This is a genomic window from Bradyrhizobium sp. Unk1, assembly GCF_059512345.1.
On record NZ_JCAMOP010000007.1, the window covers coordinates 40078 to 55134 of the forward strand.

The following is a 15057-nucleotide window of genomic DNA, read 5'->3' on the forward strand; positions in this document are numbered from 1 at the left end:
CGTAGTCTTGCGGGGCCTTAGGCGTGGCCCTTGATCTCGTAGTGACCCGGCACGCATTTGTAGCGCTCGAGTCGCCAATTGGCGTGATAGATCGGGTGCTCGCCCATCCATTTGGCAAGCGGGGCCTGTGCGCCGATCGCGCACTGCATCATCGACATCTCGGGCGTCATGTTGCTGTCGGTCACGATTTCCTCGATGCAACTGCCTGAGCTGGCTGCGCTCAGCCGGCAGAGCACGGCAACCACGGTCACGAACATTCCTGTCACCTCATCGGTAGTTTCAGACCACGAAGAGGATGCAAGCGGAGTGCCAGAGCCTGTGACACAAACAACACGCTGGCCTGGCCGACTCGACCCAGCGTCCATCTCCATTCGATGATTCGGATTGTAAAAAAATTGCCCCTAAACCGAAGCCGGGCAAATACGGGTAATCCCCAAGGAAAAGGGGCGCGGAAGGATCGCAGTAATGAGCGATTGTGGGGGCAGCGCCGCGCGAACCGCCCCTTCACAAGGCCTGCGCAGCCGATAGGGTCGGAAGCGGGCGGATACTCGTCAAAAGAGCGGGACCGCCACAGAACCAAAGGAAACGCGAGGGCAGACCATGAAGGCACGACCGACCGGCGTGATCCCGCCGATGACGACGCCGTTCCGGAAGGACGGCGAGATCGACCTTGGGCTCGTGGCGCCCCAGGTCGACTGGATGATCGGCGCCGGCGCGCATGGCGTTGCGGCCGGCGGCTCGACCGGCGAGGGACACACGCTCGATCACGAGGAGTATCGCGACCTGATGGCCGCGACGGTCGAGGCGGTGAAGGGACGCATTCCCGTGATCGCCGGCATCATCGTGGACTCCACGCGCGATGCGATCCGCCGCGGCAAGCTCGTGCGCGACATGAATGTCGCCGCACTCCAGGTCACGCCGGTGCATTATCTGTTCAAGCCCGACGACGAGGCGATGGTCGCGCACTTCCGCGCCATGGCGGACGAGACCGGCATGCCCATCATCATCTACAACGTGGTGCCGTGGTCCTATCTGTCGCCGGCGCTGCTGGTGCGGATCATGACCGAGGTGCCGCTGGTGGTCGGCGTCAAGCAGAGCGCGGGCGATCTCAAGCTGTTCGCGGATCTCATGATGATGGCGCCGGACAAGCTGATCTACAGCGCGGTCGATGCCCTCATGTATCCGTCCTATACGCTCGGGGCCCATGGCTCGATCGCCGCGATCCTGACCGCGGCGCCGCATGCCTCCGTCGCGCTGTGGGATGCGGTGAAGGCGGGCGACCATCCGCGCGCGCTCGAGCTGCACAAGAAGCTGTTGACGCTGTGGAACGCTGTTATCGCCGACAATCTGCCGGCCTGCACGCGTTACGCCCAGACGCTCCAGGGCTTGCCCAGGACCTATCCGCGCGCACCGATGCCGGAGGCCTCGCCGACGCAGCAGGCCGCCACCCGCAAGGCGTTGGAGGCCCTCGGCGCGTTGAACGGGGCGCGCGTCGAAGCGGCCGAATAGTCCGCCAGCCGAAATTACTGATGTCGAATGGCAGCGCCGTTCCGCTTTTACCTGCGGATGCGGCGCTGCTACATTTTGCGCGCGCCCCGATGCGCGGCGCTAGCTGTGAAGAAACATACCGACAAGGGGAGGGACCGAAGTCCCATGAAGGATTTTGCAGGAAAGATCGCCGTCATCACCGGCGGCGGCACGGGGATGGGACGCGAGCTCGCACGGCAGCTCGTCGCCGAGGGCTGCAATGTCGCGATGTGCGACGTCTCGGAGGCCGCGATGGCCGAGACCAAACGGCTGTGCGAGGTCGAGAAGCTGCCGCAGGGCCTGCGGGTCACGACCCATGTCGCCGACGTCTCGATCGAGGACCATCTCAAGCGGTTTCGCGATGAGCTCGCGGAGCAGCAGAAGACCGATCGGATCCATCTCCTGTTCAACAATGCCGGCATCGGTGGCGGCGGCAGCCTGTTCACCAACACGCGCGAGCAGTGGGAACGTACCTTCAACATCTGCTGGGGCGGCGTCTATCTCGGCGTGCGGACCTTCCTGCCGATGCTGGTAGCGGCGGACGAGGCCCACATCGTCAACACCGCGAGCGTCAACGGCTTCTGGGCCTCGATTGGCATGGGGCAGGCGCACACCGCCTACAGCTCGGCCAAGTTCGCGGTGAAAGGATTTACCGAAGCGCTGATCAACGACCTTCGCCTGCACGCGCCGCATGTCAAATGCTCGGTGGTGATGCCTGGCCATATCGGCACCTCGATCGTCTCCAATTCGCGCAAGGTGCAGAGCGCCGACGGGTCGGAGCGGCTCAATGCCGACGAGGTCGCGCTGACCCGCAAGCGCATGGTCGCGGCCGGCGTGCCGGATGCTGACAAGATGTCGGACGAGGACATCCAGGCTGCGTTCGCCGAACGCGCCCGCAGCTTCCTCGAGGACGCGCCGACGACGGCTGCGCAGGCCGCGAAGATCATACTCGACGGGGTCAAGGCGGAGCGGTGGCGAATTCTTGTGGGCGAAGACGCAAAGCGCCTTGACGAACGCGTGCGCGCAACGCCCGAGCAGGCCTATGACCGCGCCTTCTATGAAAGCTTTACGCAGGAAGTTGGCTGGCGGCTCGGTTGAGTCGGTTTGGCTGAGACTGTCAACGAACGTCCGCGTATGTAGGTATGACGACCATCATGGCAAGAGGTGCGGACGTATTATTACGCAGGTAATTTACATGTTACGCTGGTAACTTTACGTGCCACCTCTTGCCAATTTCCGACGCCTTATGACGATTTGGAATGTCACGCATGCGACATGCTCCATCGTTCAAGCAATGTTCAAGTGATGGTGATGTGAAACGGGTCTCATTCGGCGCACGGCAGCTTGGTTGGTGAACCAAAATAGTTTAGTCAATCAGGGGTAACGCCATCATAAAGCGTAGCTCCGATGATACCCGCATGCCTCTCCGACGACTGGATCCTCTGCCCGGAGAGAGAGGATATTTCCGCTGAATTCACGCGGCTCCTCACCGCGGCGCAGGAGGGCGGCGCCACCATCGCAGAATGCCTGATGATCGCGCGGCAGCTCAAGCAGGGCGGCGAGCAGTCCTGGCACCGCGAGTGGAAGCGGCTGGCGCAAGCCAACCGGCAACGAGCCGAGGCGGCGTTCGCGGAAGGCCACATGGCGACCGCGCAGCGCAACTGGCTGCGGGCGATGAACTACTACGGCGCGGCCGCGATGCCGCTGGACCAGGCCGACGAGCGTCGCTGGGTCGCGGTGCTCGCCATGCAGGAATGTGCGCGCCGCTTCCTCACTGCGCGCGGTCCGGCTGGCGAGGTCGTCACGATTCCCTGGGCCGATGACGGACACGTTTTGCAAGGCTATTTCCTGCCTGCGTCGCCGGCCGGCAAGCGGACTCCGACCGTGATCTGCATCGGCGAGCCCGGACACCGCAAGGAAGAATTCCTGTTCAAGCTCGCGCCGCATGCGCGCGAACGCGGATTGTCGATGCTTGCGCTGGACCTGCTCGGCGACCAGCGCGACGACTATACCGACACGCTCTTGCAGCGCCGCGACCTCGAGAGCTCGATTGCCAGCGTCATGGATTATCTGGAGACGCGCGGCGACGTCGATTTCGATCGCGTCGCCATCGTGGCCGACGGGTGGGGCTCTTCCTTCGTCGCGCGCGCGGTGTTGCAGGAGCCGAGGCTCGCCGCGGCCGTCTGCGATGGCGGTCTGTGGGACCTGCACGAACGATCCTTCTTCGCCAGCCGCTTCGCGATGAGCGACCTCAGCATCGTCCCGGTGCCGTCGGCGCCGCTGATGGCCTCGAGCGTCGACTGTCCGGTGCTGATCACACTCGGCGAGGACGGCTGGCTCAAGGCCGACCGGGCGCGCCAGATCGTGCAGAAGTCGCGACTCGGCAGCTCCGACATCGTGCTGAAGGTGTTCACCGCGCAGGAGACCGGCGCGGCACAGGCCCACGCGGACAATCCCAGCCTTGCCAACGAATACATCTTCGACTGGCTGGAATCGCAACTGGGCGCCACGGGGCGGCGGATCTGAACGCCGCCGGCTGTCTTAAGGCGCGATGAGATTGGGATGAATCGTCATCGCGCTTTAGGTTTGTCGTTCGGGCATGATCTTTTCGGAAAACCGCTTCGCACTTTGCGCTAACGCGGCCATTCGGGTCCGGATCATGCTTTAGTAGTCGAGGGATATCCTGACGCAGGCCTTTTCGAGCCGGGTCTTCAGCGTCGCGAGCTTGCCGGTGAATTCGGTCAGTTCGTTCTCGTCGAATTCCTGGAAGACGAATTCGCGGATCGTCTTGTATTGCTCGTTGAGGCTTGCGATGTGCTTCTGCGTCTTCTCGACCAGCGACAGCCGGACCACGCGGGCATCGGTCGGCGAGGGCCGCCGCCGCAGCAGGCCCTTCTTCTCCAGCAGCTTGGACTGGGTGGTGACGAAGGACGGATCGACGTGGAGCAGCTTGGAGACCACGTTGACGGGCACGCCGTCGTCCTTGTCGAGGTCGGAGATCGCCATCAGGATCAGCCATTGCGGACCGCTGATGCCCAGCGTTCTCGCCCAGAACTGACGCAACTCCTCCAGATACATGTTGATCGACGATATTTCCCAGGTGAAACGCCTGATGATATCGAGATTGCCGATGGAGCGGAGGCGCGCCCCTTCTTTCCTCGTCGCTGACACAGCGTCACTCCCGTGATCTGATTCTTTTCCGGCCGGTGTCTTGCACGGTCATAGTCCACGCAAGTCTGCCCTGACGCAAGTGCAGAGCAGGGTAATTTTGTCACTAAAACTACAAAGATGATCAGCTCAGCATATTCCCTCGCTCGCGGTGTTGCGCGCGGGGCACAGGTTTAGTGAAACAACAAAGCTGACTAAATAAACTATTTTGATTAGCGGAACGGCGCAGGCATATTGGCCCGTGACGGTGGGGGGTACTCAATCGTCCCGTTGCAGGTGGTTCGCTCACGTCCCTCGCGTCGATGCGGGTGTGTCCAAAAGCGCGAAGCGGCCGAGCGGATTTGAAAAGACGGGGATCTGGGGGGCCTCACGGTCCGGTCTCCGTAAAATGAGCAACTTGGAGGTTTTATATGAAAGTGGTGAAGAGCCTTTTGCTCGGCACTGCGGCGGGTCTGATCGCCGTCGGCGGAGCACAAGCGGCCGATCTTCCGGTCAAGGCCAAGGCGGTCGAGTACGTCAAGATCTGCTCGCTCTACGGCGCGGGCTTCTACTACATCCCGGGCACCGACACCTGCATCAAGCTCGGCGGCTATCTGCGTGCTGAAGTCGCGCTCAATGCCGGCGGCAACTACAGCGCCGCCTACAACGGTGTTTCCGGCGCGAACAACCGCCTGTCGAACTACTATTTGGCGCGCGCTCGCGAGGACCTCAACATCGATACCCGTACCGCGACTGAGTACGGGGTGGTTCGCACTTACTTTGACGCGGTGTTCACCTGGACGACCGATAACTATACGGGAAGCGGCTCGGCAACAGGCGCGACCGTTTACTCGCAACTCGGAAGCACGGGCGTGTCTGCGCCGAACAACGCAAGCTCGGGCACGATCTCGGGTGGTACGCTCGGCGTCTACTATGCGTTCATCCAGTTCGCCGGCTTCACCATGGGTAAGTCCGTGTCGCAGTTCGACGCGCCCTGGACCAACTATCCCGGCAACAACTTCGACCAGCTCGTTGGTGGCAGCGGCTCCGTGAACGGCGTCGCCCAGTTCACCTACACGGCCGATTTCGGCCAGGGCGTGACCGCGACCGTTTCGGCGCAGGACCAGACCCAGTTCTTCACGACCAACATCTGGAACACCGCCGGCATGTCCACCAGCGGCGTCCTCGGCGGTGCTTACGGCTCGAACGATATCGGCGGCACTAGGTCGCCCGACATCGTCGGCATGGTTCGTGTCGACCAGGCCTGGGGCCTGTTCCAGGCGTCGGTGGCTGCGCACGACAACCACGTCGCCTACTACGGCGCGTCCGAAGTCACCGGTCATCCGGAAGACAAGTGGGGCTGGGCCGTTCAGCTCGCTCTGCAGATCAAGAACATCCCGACCGGTGCTGGCGACGTGATCAACATCTCGGGCGTCTATACCGACGGCGCGAGCCGCTACAACTTCCAGTCGCTGGCGGCGACCAGCTACTCGATGTTCGGCGGTTCGGGCAGCGCGTATCAGAGCATCGGCTTTGCCGGCGTGTCTGACGCGGTGTTCGGTCCCAACGGCCAGCTCGAGCTGACCAAGACCTACGGTTTCCGTGGTGCCTACACCCACAACTGGAACCCGTACTGGAATACGGCGCTCTACGGCGCGTGGGCTGCGGTCAACTACAGCGGCACGGCGAAGGGCCTGATCTGCGGCAGCGCTGCGTTCGCCTCGCTGACCGGCACCTGCAACCCGGACTTCAACATCGGCCAGATCGGCGTCATCACCCGCTGGACGCCGGTCAAGAACCTGACCTTCTCGGCTGACTTCGTCTACAGCCACCTCGACCAGAAGTACTCGGGCGTGATCACCACCCCGGCGCTGGCGTCGGTTGCCAAGCCTGCGGCAACCTACGAGCTGAAGGACCAGGACACCTACAGCCTGCTGCTGCGCGCCCAGCGCAACTGGTAAGCTGAAGACCGTTCCGATCTGATAGAGCCCCGGCGGGAAACCGCCGGGGCTTTTTCATGAAAGCGGCCTTCGGAAAATCCGGCAACACGTTGCAAACGACGAAGACGAGCTATGCGAATCGATCGCCCTCAAACTTATTTACTTACCTGAGTTGATCAGCTATCTTGTTTTCAGCCGATTACGAAAGTCACGGCTCTTAGCTTCATGCTAAGCCTCCAGAAACCTCCGGTGATGCCCCGCCGGAGGTTTTTCGTTTTGGGATTTTCCTTCAGCCGCGCATCACACGGGCGCGCGAGTTCGGCCGGTAGGCGAGGCGGCTGTGGCCGACGCAGTAGGACTGGCCGTCGGGCGCGGTATTGCCGCAGAAGCAGAAGTCGTCTGCGCCCGGCGTCGAGATCGGCCAGCGGCAGCGATTCTCGGCGAGCTCCAGCAGCGAGCAGCGGTTGGTATCGTCGATCGGACCCGCGACCACAGGTGTGTCGGTGTCACCGTAGATCGTGGCGAGCATCTCATATTGCAGCCGCGGTACGGCTCTCGTCCCGCGCCGCGGCGCGAGGCTCCGCTCGAGCTTGCGCTCGTCGCTTGTCCTGCCGCGCGTGAGATTGAGCCGGGACAGCTTGCCGATCACCGCGTTGCGGCTGACGCCGATGTCGGCAGCGATCTCGCTGCAGGTGAGGCCGGCCTCGAAGTGCTGCCTCAGAAGCTCAATTCGTTCGTTGGTCCAGGTCGGTGAAGAAGCAGTCGGTGAAGAAGTTGGTGAGAGAACAGGCATTGTAACGGTCCCAGGTTGCAGATGTCGGCCATCCGCCTCTCGAGATCCGTCCGCCTCACGTCCGGCGCGCGCTCACGTTCTGCCGTTGTCGCGAATCGACAGAAGCCCGTCCTTGATGGCGAGACGGATGCCTTCCTCGATCAGTGTGCGTGCGACGCCGGGAACGCTGGTGCCGTGGGTGCCCTGTCTCACCAGTTTTTCCAGATAGGTGATGGTCGAGAGCGCCAAGGTTACGGGAATGCGGTCAGTCTCGGCTTTTTCGGTGGCCATGGCCCGAACGCTAGCCTCTTACTCGGGTACATAAAAGTAACGATTAAGACTCTATTTAGGTTCGGGGGTGGGAGTCAAATCCGGGCGAGACCGGTGTTTTAGCTCATTGGAATCACTAGGGAAATCAGGCGCAGCTCCGCGCGCCGCGCGGGATGCCGAGCGGTGGTGGAGCGGAGACGAGGCCGGGCAGGCGGGTGCGGCTAGCCGTGCACGATCGCCTTTTCGATCATGCAATGGATGCCTTTGCAGCCGTTGACGGTCTGCGTCACCCGCAGGTCGGCGGCCAGGCTGCACAGCGTGTAGGCGTCCTCGCGCGACAGGTTTCGCGTCTCGCCGAGCAGCACGATCATGTCGCGCAGCGCGCGCACCACGCACTGGTCGAGGTCGGGGTCCATGGCCATGGTCATGTAATGCGTCGCCGTTTCGGCGCGGGGATAGTCGAACCTGAGGTCCTTGCGCAACGTCAGGCGGAAGCGGCCCTGGAGCGCGGTCTCGATCGCGGTGACGCAGACCTCGCCGTCGCCCTGCACGCCATGGCCGTCGCCGCAGGAGAACATCGCGCCCGGGACGAACACCGGCAAAAAGAGCGTCGCACCGGCCCCGAGCTCCTTGTTGTCGAGATTGCCGCCCATTGCGCGCGGCACAAGCGAGGAGATGCGGCCCCAGGCCGGCGGCGGCGAGACGCCCATCACGCCGAAGAACGGCTTGAGCGGCAGATCGAGGCCCCAGGGCATGCGGCCGACCATCCGCGACCGGTCGAGTGGGATGTTCAGGATGCGCGTCTCGTGGAAATCGTCGGGCAGCGTGCCGGACAGCGGCTTGATCATGTTCCAGCCCCAATCCTGCCGGAGCTGGACGTCGAGGATCTCGACCGCGAGCACGTCGCCGGGCTCGGCGCCCTCGACCGCGATCGGGCCGGTGAGGATGTGACCGGGCAGCATGCGCTCGTTTTTGGCGTGAACCTCGAACATCTCCGGCGGAATGTGAAATTTGTTGCGGTCGGGCAGCATGTCGGGCCCGCCGCTGATGGTGTCGACCGTCACCTCATCGCCGCTTTTGACGGTGAGGACGGGTTTGAGCGCGGCTTCGAAGAAGCCCCAATGGCAGGTCTCGGGGCTTGAATGCAGGTGGTGATGGGTCATTGGCCGCGTCCAATCGGGTTCATCAGAACTCGTCATGAGAACCTGTTATGCCCGGGCTTGACCGGGCGATCGATCCTCTTTCAAGAAGATTTCTGAAGATGGACGGGCCGGTCAAGCCCGGCACGATCATTTCAGCGAGGCTCCCCTGTATTTCGTTCTTTCCAAGACCCTCGGCATCGCTCTGCTGCCGATCAATCTCCTGATCGAGCTCGGAATCCTGTCGCTGCTGCTGATGGCGACGCGGTTTGCTGCGGTCGGCCGCAAGCTCGCCGTGGCCACGCTGGTGCTGCTGGCGCTGGTCGCGTTCTCGCCGATCGGCAATCTTCTGCTCTATCCGCTGGAGTCGCGTTTCCCGGCGTGGGACCCGTCGCGGGGCGCCCCCGACGGCATCATCGTGCTCGGCGGCTCGATCGACACCGATCTGTCGGCGGCGCATCGCACGCCCGTGGTTGCGCACGCGGCCGATCGCATGCTGGCGCCGGCCGACCTCGCGCGGCGCTATCCGAACGCGCGTATCGTCTTCACCGGCGGCTCGGCGAACCTGGTCGCGACGGAGGCGAAGGAGGCCGACTACACCGCGCCGATCCTGGAAAGCCTGGGCATACCGAAGGAGCGCCTGATCCTCGAGCGCGACTCCCGCAACACCTGGGAGAACGCGATCTTCACAAAGCAGCTGGTGACGCCGAAGCCGGGCGAACGCTGGCTTCTGGTCACGTCGGCCTTCCACATGCCGCGCGCGATGGGGATCTTCCGCAAGGCCGGATTTGACGTCGAAGCCTATCCGGTGGATTGGCGGATGGGCGGGCGCGACGGGCTCTTCGCCTTCACCCGCAACGGGGCCGATGGTCTCGGCAAGACCGACGTCGCCGTGCGCGAATGGATCGGCCTTTTGGCCTATCGCATCATGGGGCGGACCGGCGAGTTGCTTCCGGGACCGGGCAAGGACTAAAACGAGAGCCGCAAAACAAGAACAGAGTACCGGCGCGCGATCGCCGGTCGGGAGGACGCCATGCAACAGCAGAGCGCAGACAGGATCGATCTTGCCGGCCTCGTCGCCGATCTCAACAGCCTGCTGCGGCTGAAGACGACTGTGATCGGCATGAAGCTGTTCCCGCGCACCGCCGACATGGAGGCGATCCCGAAAATCCGGCGGCCGAACGCGGTCCATACCACCGACCAGATCGTCAGCATGGCTGCACGTCTGGGCTGGACGGTCGGCATCACCGCCGACGATCTTGTCGGCGCGCAGTGTCGCGCCGTGATCGGGCTTGCGCCGCAGGACGAAAAATGGCTCGCCGGCGAAAACTATGTCGGGGTCTGGCACGGCACCGCCGAGGACGCGCGCAAGCGCCAGGAGGCGCTGGACGTGGTTCCGTTCGGACAGTATCAGGCGCTTGCGGTCAGTCCGCTCGCGAGCGGGCGGCTCGATCCGCCCGACATTTGCCTGGTCTATGCAACGCCGGGGCAGATGATCATCCTGATCAACGGGCTGCAATATACCGGCTACAAGAAGTTCGAATGGGGCGTCGTCGGTGAGACCGCCTGCGCGGATTCCTGGGGGCGGGCGCTGAAAACCGGCGAACCCAGCCTGTCCTTGCCATGCTATGCCGAACGGCGCTATGGCGGCGTGCCGGACGAGGAGATGCTGATGGCCTTGAAGCCCTCGCATCTCGCCAAGGCGATCGAGGGCATGAAGGCGCTGGCCAAGAACGGCCTGCGCTATCCGATTCCGCCCTATGGGATTCAAAGCGACGTCCGCGCCGGCATGGGCGTGAGTTACGCGAAGAAGTAAAGGTCGACCATGAGCTCAGCAAAATTCGACATCGTCGTCTACGGTGCGACCGGTTTCACCGGCCAGCTCGTCGCCGAATATCTGACTCAGCATTACAAGGGCGACCACACGCTCAAATGGGCGATGGCAGGCCGTAGCCTCGGCAAGCTCAAGTCGGTACGCGATGCGATCGGCGCGCCCGGGAATACGCCGCTGATTGTCGCGGATGCGTCGGACGCGGCCTCGCTGAAGGCGATGGCGGAGCAGACGATGTCGGTGATCACCACCGTCGGCCCGTATCAGCTCTATGGCGAGGAACTGCTCGCGGCCTGCGTCGCCACCGGCACCGATTATTTCGATCTTTGCGGCGAACCGATCTGGATGCGGCAGATGATCGACAAGTACGAGGCGGGCGCCAAAGAGAGCGGCGCGCGTATCGTGTTCTCATGCGGTTTCGATTCCGTGCCGTTCGAGCTCGGTGCGTTCTTCGTGCAGGAAGAGGCCAAGCGCGCGTTCGGCGCTCCGGCCTCGCGTGTGAAAGGCCGCGTGCGCGACATGCGCGGCACGCTCTCGGGCGGCACCGCGGCGAGCGCCAAGGCGACCTTCGATGCGGTCGCAAAGGACATCAGCCTGATCGCGATCCTGAACGATCCGTTCGCGTTGACGCCGGGCTTCACCGGCCCGAAGCAGCCGAAGGGCAACAGGTCGCTGCTCGAGGAGGACCTGCAGTCCTGGGCCGCGCCGTTCATGATGGCACTGATCAACACGCGCAACGTCCATCGCTCCAACATGCTGATGGGCTTTCCCTACGGTCAGGACTTCGTCTACGACGAGATGGTTCTGACGGGTCCCGGCGAGAAGGGCGAAGCCAACGCGCAGCGCGTGGTGGCCGCCAACGCCGAGAAGACCGGTCCGAACGCGCCGAAGCCGGGCGAGGGGCCGTCGAAGGAAGAGCGGGAGAACGGCCGCTTCGACCTGCTCTATGTCGCGATCGCGCCCGACGGCCGCATGGTTCGCGCCGGCGTCACCGGCGACCGCGATCCCGGCTACGGCTCGACCTCGAAGATGATTTCCGAATGCGCGATGTGCATGCTGCGCGATGTGACAGACGTCCCGGCAGGATTCTGGACACCGGGCGCGGCGATGCAGCACAAGCTGATCAAGCGGCTGCGCGAAAATGCTGGGCTGACGTTCGGAGTGGAGAGTTAGGCGCGCTTGCGCGGTTAAATGACGGTGTCGTCGCCCGGCTTGACCGGGCGACCCAGTATTCCAGAGACAGCCGTGATGGAGTGAGAGGTCGCGGCGTACTGGATGCCCCGCCTTCGCGGGGCATGACAGTGTTTATCGCTACGCCGCCCGCGCGTCATACGCGTACATGAACTCCATGCTCTTCGATCCCAGCGGCAACAGCCATTTCATCATCTGATTGCGGACCCAGGCGCCGGTGGCGCTGAATTCGCGCTTGCTGTTGCCGTTGCGGCGGGCCATTGCGACGATCTTCTCGGTGCGCGGACGCCGCTCGGCCTCGAAGGCCTGGAAAGTGGCGCCGAGCTCCTGGCCCTCCTGCATCAGCCGCGCGAGCCGCATCGCATCCTCGAGCGCGAGCGAAGCGCCCTGGCCCGCGTGGGGACTGGTCGCATGCGCGGCATCGCCGATCAGCAGCGAGCGCTTGCGCGACCAGGTCGGCAAGGTCGCGACGTCGAGCGTGTCGGTGACCACGATGTTCTCGGCCGCGTCGATGATATCGGGGATCGGATCGTGCCAGCCGTGATGGAAGCCGCGCAGATGCTGCTTTAGCGTCGCGTGGTCGAGCGCGCGGAACATCGCCGCGTCCATGCCGTGCGCGGGCTGCGTGCTCCACCACATCACGCCGTCGTTCGGATCCGGGCTGCAATAGCCATAGCCGAAGAAGCCGCTCTTGCCGAACGTGGTCTCGACGTGCCGGCCGATCGGCCTGCCATCGAGGACGGCGTGCGGCACGAAGCCTCCGAACCCGATCAGTCCGGTGTCGAACGGTTGCGGACCGTCCGGCACGACCTGGCGGCGCACGACCGAGTGCACGCCGTCGGCGCCGATCAGGAAGTCGCCTTCGGCCGTGCTGCCATCGGAGAAGTAAGCGATGATCGGCTGGTCGCCGCGGTCCTCGATCTTGATCAGGCGCTTCTCGAAATAGAGCGAGACGCAGGCGCACCAGGCCTTGTCGATCAGGATTTCGTTCAGCGTGGCGCGGCAGACATTGACGGCCGGCTGGCCGAAGCGCCGCGCCATGTCGCGGTTGATCGAGCCGAGCCGTTCGCCGCTCTGCGAATAGAAATCGAAGGATTCGGCGATCGAGCCGCGGCTGATCAGCTCGTTCGCGAGCCCGATCTCGTCCATGACATGCATGCCGTTCGGTGCGATCTGGAGGCCGCCGCCGATGCCTTTCGAATAAGGCCAGGCCTCGTAGATCGCGGATTCGATGCCGGCGCGGCGCAGCAGGATCGCGGTGACGGGCCCGGCGATGCCGGCCCCGATGATGAGGGCCTTGCGGGGACGGTTGGACATGGCTTGCTCCCGACGTTTCCGTGGTGCTAGGAAAAATTACGATTGCTAAATCTCTTAGCAACTAAGATATATATCGAGTAAGATAAGGAGCCGACCTTGTCAAGGACGAAGGCGCGCGCGGCGCTGTTGCAGGAGCTCGAGGAGGCGATGCGGCGGTCGTCCGCGCAGGGCGTGCTCTATGGCCAAACGGTTGCGAACGTTGCCGGAATTGCCAATTCCGACCTCGAATGCATGGACATCCTCTATCTCGAGGGCCGCGTCACCGCGGGCCGGCTCGCCGAGGTCACGGGGCTGACGACGGGCGCCATCACCGGCGTGGTCGACCGGCTCGAGAAGGCCGGGCTTGTGCGCCGCGAACGGGACGAGAAAGACCGCCGCAAGGTCTTCATTTCCGTCGTGCCGGAGACGGCGATGAAGATCGGCCAGCTCTACGTGCCGATGCAGCAGGCGATGGAGAAGGTGTTTGGCGCCTATTCCGACGAAGAGCTGCGCCTGCTGCTGCGCTTCGCGACCGAGGGCTACAAGGGCGTGCTCGCGGCAACCGAGGCGCTGAAGGGACTGCTCGACACGCCGCCGGAAAAGCGGCCGGATCTCAAACTGAAGAAGCTTCGTCGGTAGGCTTCTTGTAGATTTGGGCCGCTGCGATCATGCCCCACATCGCGCCCAGCATCATCCAGAAATGCCGCCAGTGGTCGGTGTCGATTACAAAACTCTCGCCGACGGTGCCGACGAAGGCGGAGAAGATCGCGAGATAAGCGCGCTGCCAGGGCACACGGACGAAGATGTGCCTGATACCCATGATGACCGTGGTGAAGACCAGCGCGGGATAACAGACGCCGGAGAGCCAGCCGCCGGACATGAAGGCGTTGAGATAGGAGTTGTGGGTGTCCTCGGGGAAGAAGCGGTGGAATTGCAGGGGGCCGATGCCGAACGGCAGGTCGAGCGCCATCTCCGCGCCGAGGATGTGCCGGCCGAACCGGCCGAAGCGGCCTTCGTCATAGCTCTGGTCGAAGCTCGCGCGCTGCTTGAACATCTCGGCGGTGGAATCGAATGACAGCAGCACCGCGATCAGCGCGAGGCCCAGCACCGCGGCGACGATCGCCATGACGACGATGCGCGAGCGCTGCGCGTTGGTGCGGCTGGTCAGCACCATCAGCGCCAGCATGAAGGCGGAGGTCAGCACCAGTCCGCCCCAGGCGGCGCGGGAGAAGGCGAGCAGGATCGCCAGCGACATGATGCCGAAGGCGATGACGTTGCGGAACGCCTTGGCAAACTTGTCGGAGACCACGCTCTGGAGCGCGAACAGCGCCGGCAGGATCAGGAAGGCGCCGAGCACATTCGGGTCCTTGAACGTGCCGCGCGCGCGCCCGTAGAGGGTGAGGAGATCGTCTCCGCCGGGAACCAGATGGAAGTAGCCGGCGACCGCCGACAGCGAGGCGACCATCGCGCCGACCACGAGGCCGCGGCGGAGCATGTCGAGCCGGGCCGCGGTGTCTTCCGAGGTGACCATCGCGAAGAACACGACGGTGACCGCCATGTACCAGGAGGTCGCAATCCAGCTCGCCACCTCGGACTGTTCGTACAGCGGGACCGCGCTGATCGTGTAGCCGACATTGAGCAGGACCAGCATCAGGATCAGCGGCATCAGCACGAGCCGCAGGCGCAGGCCGGTCGCGAAGAAGGTGACGGCGGCCAGCAGCGTCACGATCTCGTAGGGGCTCGGCTCGATGAAGACGATGGCGCCGGAGGCGCCGACCAGCCACACCAGCGCGCGCTGGATGGCCAGCACGCCGGGCGCAGCCGGCGCGGCCAATTTCACTCCACCGGCTGTCGCCGCATACGCCATCACATGCCCATACGCTTACGCAACTTGTACGCCACAAACACGCTGTCATCGCCCGGCTTGACCGGGCGATCCAGTAT

The 15057-nt window shown here is 63.8% G+C and carries 15 protein-coding genes; 8 read left to right on the forward strand and 7 right to left on the reverse strand.

Annotation, left to right across the window (positions count from 1 at the left end; translation table 11 throughout):
• Positions 1 to 17: 17 nt before the first annotated feature.
• Positions 18 to 257, reverse strand: coding sequence for a hypothetical protein (locus tag AC5ZFO_RS10800; protein WP_028152628.1), 240 nt, complete (start codon positions 255 to 257; stop codon positions 18 to 20).
• A gap of 343 nt (positions 258 to 600) precedes the next feature.
• On the opposite strand from AC5ZFO_RS10800, the gene AC5ZFO_RS10805 reads away from it, so the two are divergent.
• From AC5ZFO_RS10805 to AC5ZFO_RS10815, 3 genes are all read left to right on the forward strand, one after another.
• Positions 601 to 1509, forward strand: a complete 909-nt coding sequence (locus AC5ZFO_RS10805) for a dihydrodipicolinate synthase family protein (protein ID WP_282523478.1) — start codon at positions 601 to 603, stop codon at positions 1507 to 1509.
• 144 nt (positions 1510 to 1653) lie between these two features.
• Positions 1654 to 2625, forward strand: coding sequence for an SDR family NAD(P)-dependent oxidoreductase (locus AC5ZFO_RS10810; RefSeq protein WP_028152626.1), 972 nt, complete (start codon positions 1654 to 1656; stop codon positions 2623 to 2625).
• Positions 2626 to 2934: 309 nt separating this feature from the next.
• Positions 2935 to 4053, forward strand: coding sequence for an alpha/beta hydrolase family protein (locus AC5ZFO_RS10815; RefSeq protein ID WP_282523476.1), 1119 nt, complete (start codon positions 2935 to 2937; stop codon positions 4051 to 4053).
• A gap of 138 nt (positions 4054 to 4191) precedes the next feature.
• On the opposite strand, the gene AC5ZFO_RS10820 is transcribed toward AC5ZFO_RS10815, so the two are convergent.
• Entirely contained in the window at positions 4192 to 4698 is a 507-nt protein-coding gene (locus tag AC5ZFO_RS10820) for a MarR family winged helix-turn-helix transcriptional regulator (protein ID WP_028152624.1), read from the reverse strand.
• A gap of 407 nt (positions 4699 to 5105) precedes the next feature.
• On the opposite strand from AC5ZFO_RS10820, the gene AC5ZFO_RS10825 reads away from it, so the two are divergent.
• Positions 5106 to 6635: a porin gene (locus AC5ZFO_RS10825; RefSeq protein WP_063982925.1), complete on the forward strand. Its 1530-nt coding sequence runs from the start codon at positions 5106 to 5108 to the stop codon at positions 6633 to 6635.
• A gap of 268 nt (positions 6636 to 6903) precedes the next feature.
• On the opposite strand, the gene AC5ZFO_RS10830 is transcribed toward AC5ZFO_RS10825, so the two are convergent.
• The 3 genes from AC5ZFO_RS10830 to AC5ZFO_RS10840 all read right to left on the reverse strand — a co-directional run bounded on the left by AC5ZFO_RS10830 (position 6904) and on the right by AC5ZFO_RS10840 (position 8819).
• The gene (locus AC5ZFO_RS10830) at positions 6904 to 7407 is read right to left on the reverse strand and encodes a GcrA family cell cycle regulator (RefSeq protein ID WP_282523475.1); all 504 of its coding nucleotides are present in this window, start codon (positions 7405 to 7407) and stop codon (positions 6904 to 6906) included.
• Positions 7408 to 7479: 72 nt separating this feature from the next.
• Positions 7480 to 7677, reverse strand: a complete 198-nt coding sequence (locus tag AC5ZFO_RS10835; protein WP_007603456.1) for a hypothetical protein — start codon at positions 7675 to 7677, stop codon at positions 7480 to 7482.
• A 200-nt stretch (positions 7678 to 7877) separates the two neighbouring features.
• A complete protein-coding gene (locus AC5ZFO_RS10840) occupies positions 7878 to 8819 on the reverse strand; it encodes an acetamidase/formamidase family protein (RefSeq protein ID WP_282523474.1) in 942 nt (313 codons plus the stop codon).
• A gap of 232 nt (positions 8820 to 9051) precedes the next feature.
• Here AC5ZFO_RS10840 and AC5ZFO_RS10845 point away from each other — a divergent pair, with 232 nt between their 5' ends.
• From AC5ZFO_RS10845 to AC5ZFO_RS10855, 3 genes are read left to right on the forward strand one after another with little or no spacing between them, the layout of a single operon-like run.
• Positions 9052 to 9768, forward strand: coding sequence for a YdcF family protein (locus AC5ZFO_RS10845; RefSeq protein WP_282523473.1), 717 nt, complete (start codon positions 9052 to 9054; stop codon positions 9766 to 9768).
• Between the two features lie 60 nt (positions 9769 to 9828).
• Positions 9829 to 10611, forward strand: a complete 783-nt coding sequence (locus AC5ZFO_RS10850) for a DUF169 domain-containing protein (RefSeq protein ID WP_282523472.1) — start codon at positions 9829 to 9831, stop codon at positions 10609 to 10611.
• A gap of 9 nt (positions 10612 to 10620) precedes the next feature.
• Positions 10621 to 11799 (forward strand): saccharopine dehydrogenase family protein, encoded by a 1179-nt coding sequence (locus tag AC5ZFO_RS10855; RefSeq protein WP_282523471.1) that lies wholly within the window; start codon positions 10621 to 10623, stop codon positions 11797 to 11799.
• A gap of 138 nt (positions 11800 to 11937) precedes the next feature.
• Here the strand turns inward: AC5ZFO_RS10855 and AC5ZFO_RS10860 are convergent, their stop codons facing one another.
• The gene (locus AC5ZFO_RS10860) at positions 11938 to 13134 is read right to left on the reverse strand and encodes an FAD-dependent monooxygenase (RefSeq protein WP_282523470.1); all 1197 of its coding nucleotides are present in this window, start codon (positions 13132 to 13134) and stop codon (positions 11938 to 11940) included.
• 147 nt (positions 13135 to 13281) lie between these two features.
• Here AC5ZFO_RS10860 and AC5ZFO_RS10865 point away from each other — a divergent pair, with 147 nt between their 5' ends.
• Entirely contained in the window at positions 13282 to 13752 is a 471-nt protein-coding gene (locus AC5ZFO_RS10865; RefSeq protein WP_049803079.1) for a MarR family transcriptional regulator, read from the forward strand.
• On the opposite strand, the gene AC5ZFO_RS10870 is transcribed toward AC5ZFO_RS10865, so the two are convergent.
• The gene (locus AC5ZFO_RS10870; RefSeq protein ID WP_282523469.1) at positions 13727 to 14980 is read right to left on the reverse strand and encodes an O-antigen ligase family protein; all 1254 of its coding nucleotides are present in this window, start codon (positions 14978 to 14980) and stop codon (positions 13727 to 13729) included. The genes AC5ZFO_RS10865 and AC5ZFO_RS10870 overlap by 26 nt on opposite strands.
• Positions 14981 to 15057: the final 77 nt, after the last annotated feature.

What these genes read in the sequence shown, in the direction of transcription:
- AC5ZFO_RS10860 (WP_282523470.1), bottom strand. Translation starts at nt 13,134, where the DNA reads ATGTCCAACCGTCCCCGCAAGGCCCTCATCATCGGGGCCGGCATCGCC.
- AC5ZFO_RS10810 (WP_028152626.1), top strand. Translation starts at nt 1,654, where the DNA reads ATGAAGGATTTTGCAGGAAAGATCGCCGTCATCACCGGCGGCGGCACG.
- AC5ZFO_RS10830 (WP_282523475.1), bottom strand. Translation starts at nt 7,407, where the DNA reads ATGCCTGTTCTCTCACCAACTTCTTCACCGACTGCTTCTTCACCGACC.
- AC5ZFO_RS10835 (WP_007603456.1), bottom strand. Translation starts at nt 7,677, where the DNA reads ATGGCCACCGAAAAAGCCGAGACTGACCGCATTCCCGTAACCTTGGCG.
- AC5ZFO_RS10870 (WP_282523469.1), bottom strand. Translation starts at nt 14,980, where the DNA reads ATGGCGTATGCGGCGACAGCCGGTGGAGTGAAATTGGCCGCGCCGGCT.
- AC5ZFO_RS10850 (WP_282523472.1), top strand. Translation starts at nt 9,829, where the DNA reads ATGCAACAGCAGAGCGCAGACAGGATCGATCTTGCCGGCCTCGTCGCC.
- AC5ZFO_RS10865 (WP_049803079.1), top strand. Translation starts at nt 13,282, where the DNA reads ATGCGGCGGTCGTCCGCGCAGGGCGTGCTCTATGGCCAAACGGTTGCG.
- AC5ZFO_RS10815 (WP_282523476.1), top strand. Translation starts at nt 2,935, where the DNA reads ATGATACCCGCATGCCTCTCCGACGACTGGATCCTCTGCCCGGAGAGA.
- AC5ZFO_RS10840 (WP_282523474.1), bottom strand. Translation starts at nt 8,819, where the DNA reads ATGACCCATCACCACCTGCATTCAAGCCCCGAGACCTGCCATTGGGGC.
- AC5ZFO_RS10805 (WP_282523478.1), top strand. Translation starts at nt 601, where the DNA reads ATGAAGGCACGACCGACCGGCGTGATCCCGCCGATGACGACGCCGTTC.
- AC5ZFO_RS10800 (WP_028152628.1), bottom strand. Translation starts at nt 257, where the DNA reads ATGTTCGTGACCGTGGTTGCCGTGCTCTGCCGGCTGAGCGCAGCCAGC.
- AC5ZFO_RS10845 (WP_282523473.1), top strand. Translation starts at nt 9,052, where the DNA reads ATGGCGACGCGGTTTGCTGCGGTCGGCCGCAAGCTCGCCGTGGCCACG.
- AC5ZFO_RS10855 (WP_282523471.1), top strand. Translation starts at nt 10,621, where the DNA reads ATGAGCTCAGCAAAATTCGACATCGTCGTCTACGGTGCGACCGGTTTC.
- AC5ZFO_RS10825 (WP_063982925.1), top strand. Translation starts at nt 5,106, where the DNA reads ATGAAAGTGGTGAAGAGCCTTTTGCTCGGCACTGCGGCGGGTCTGATC.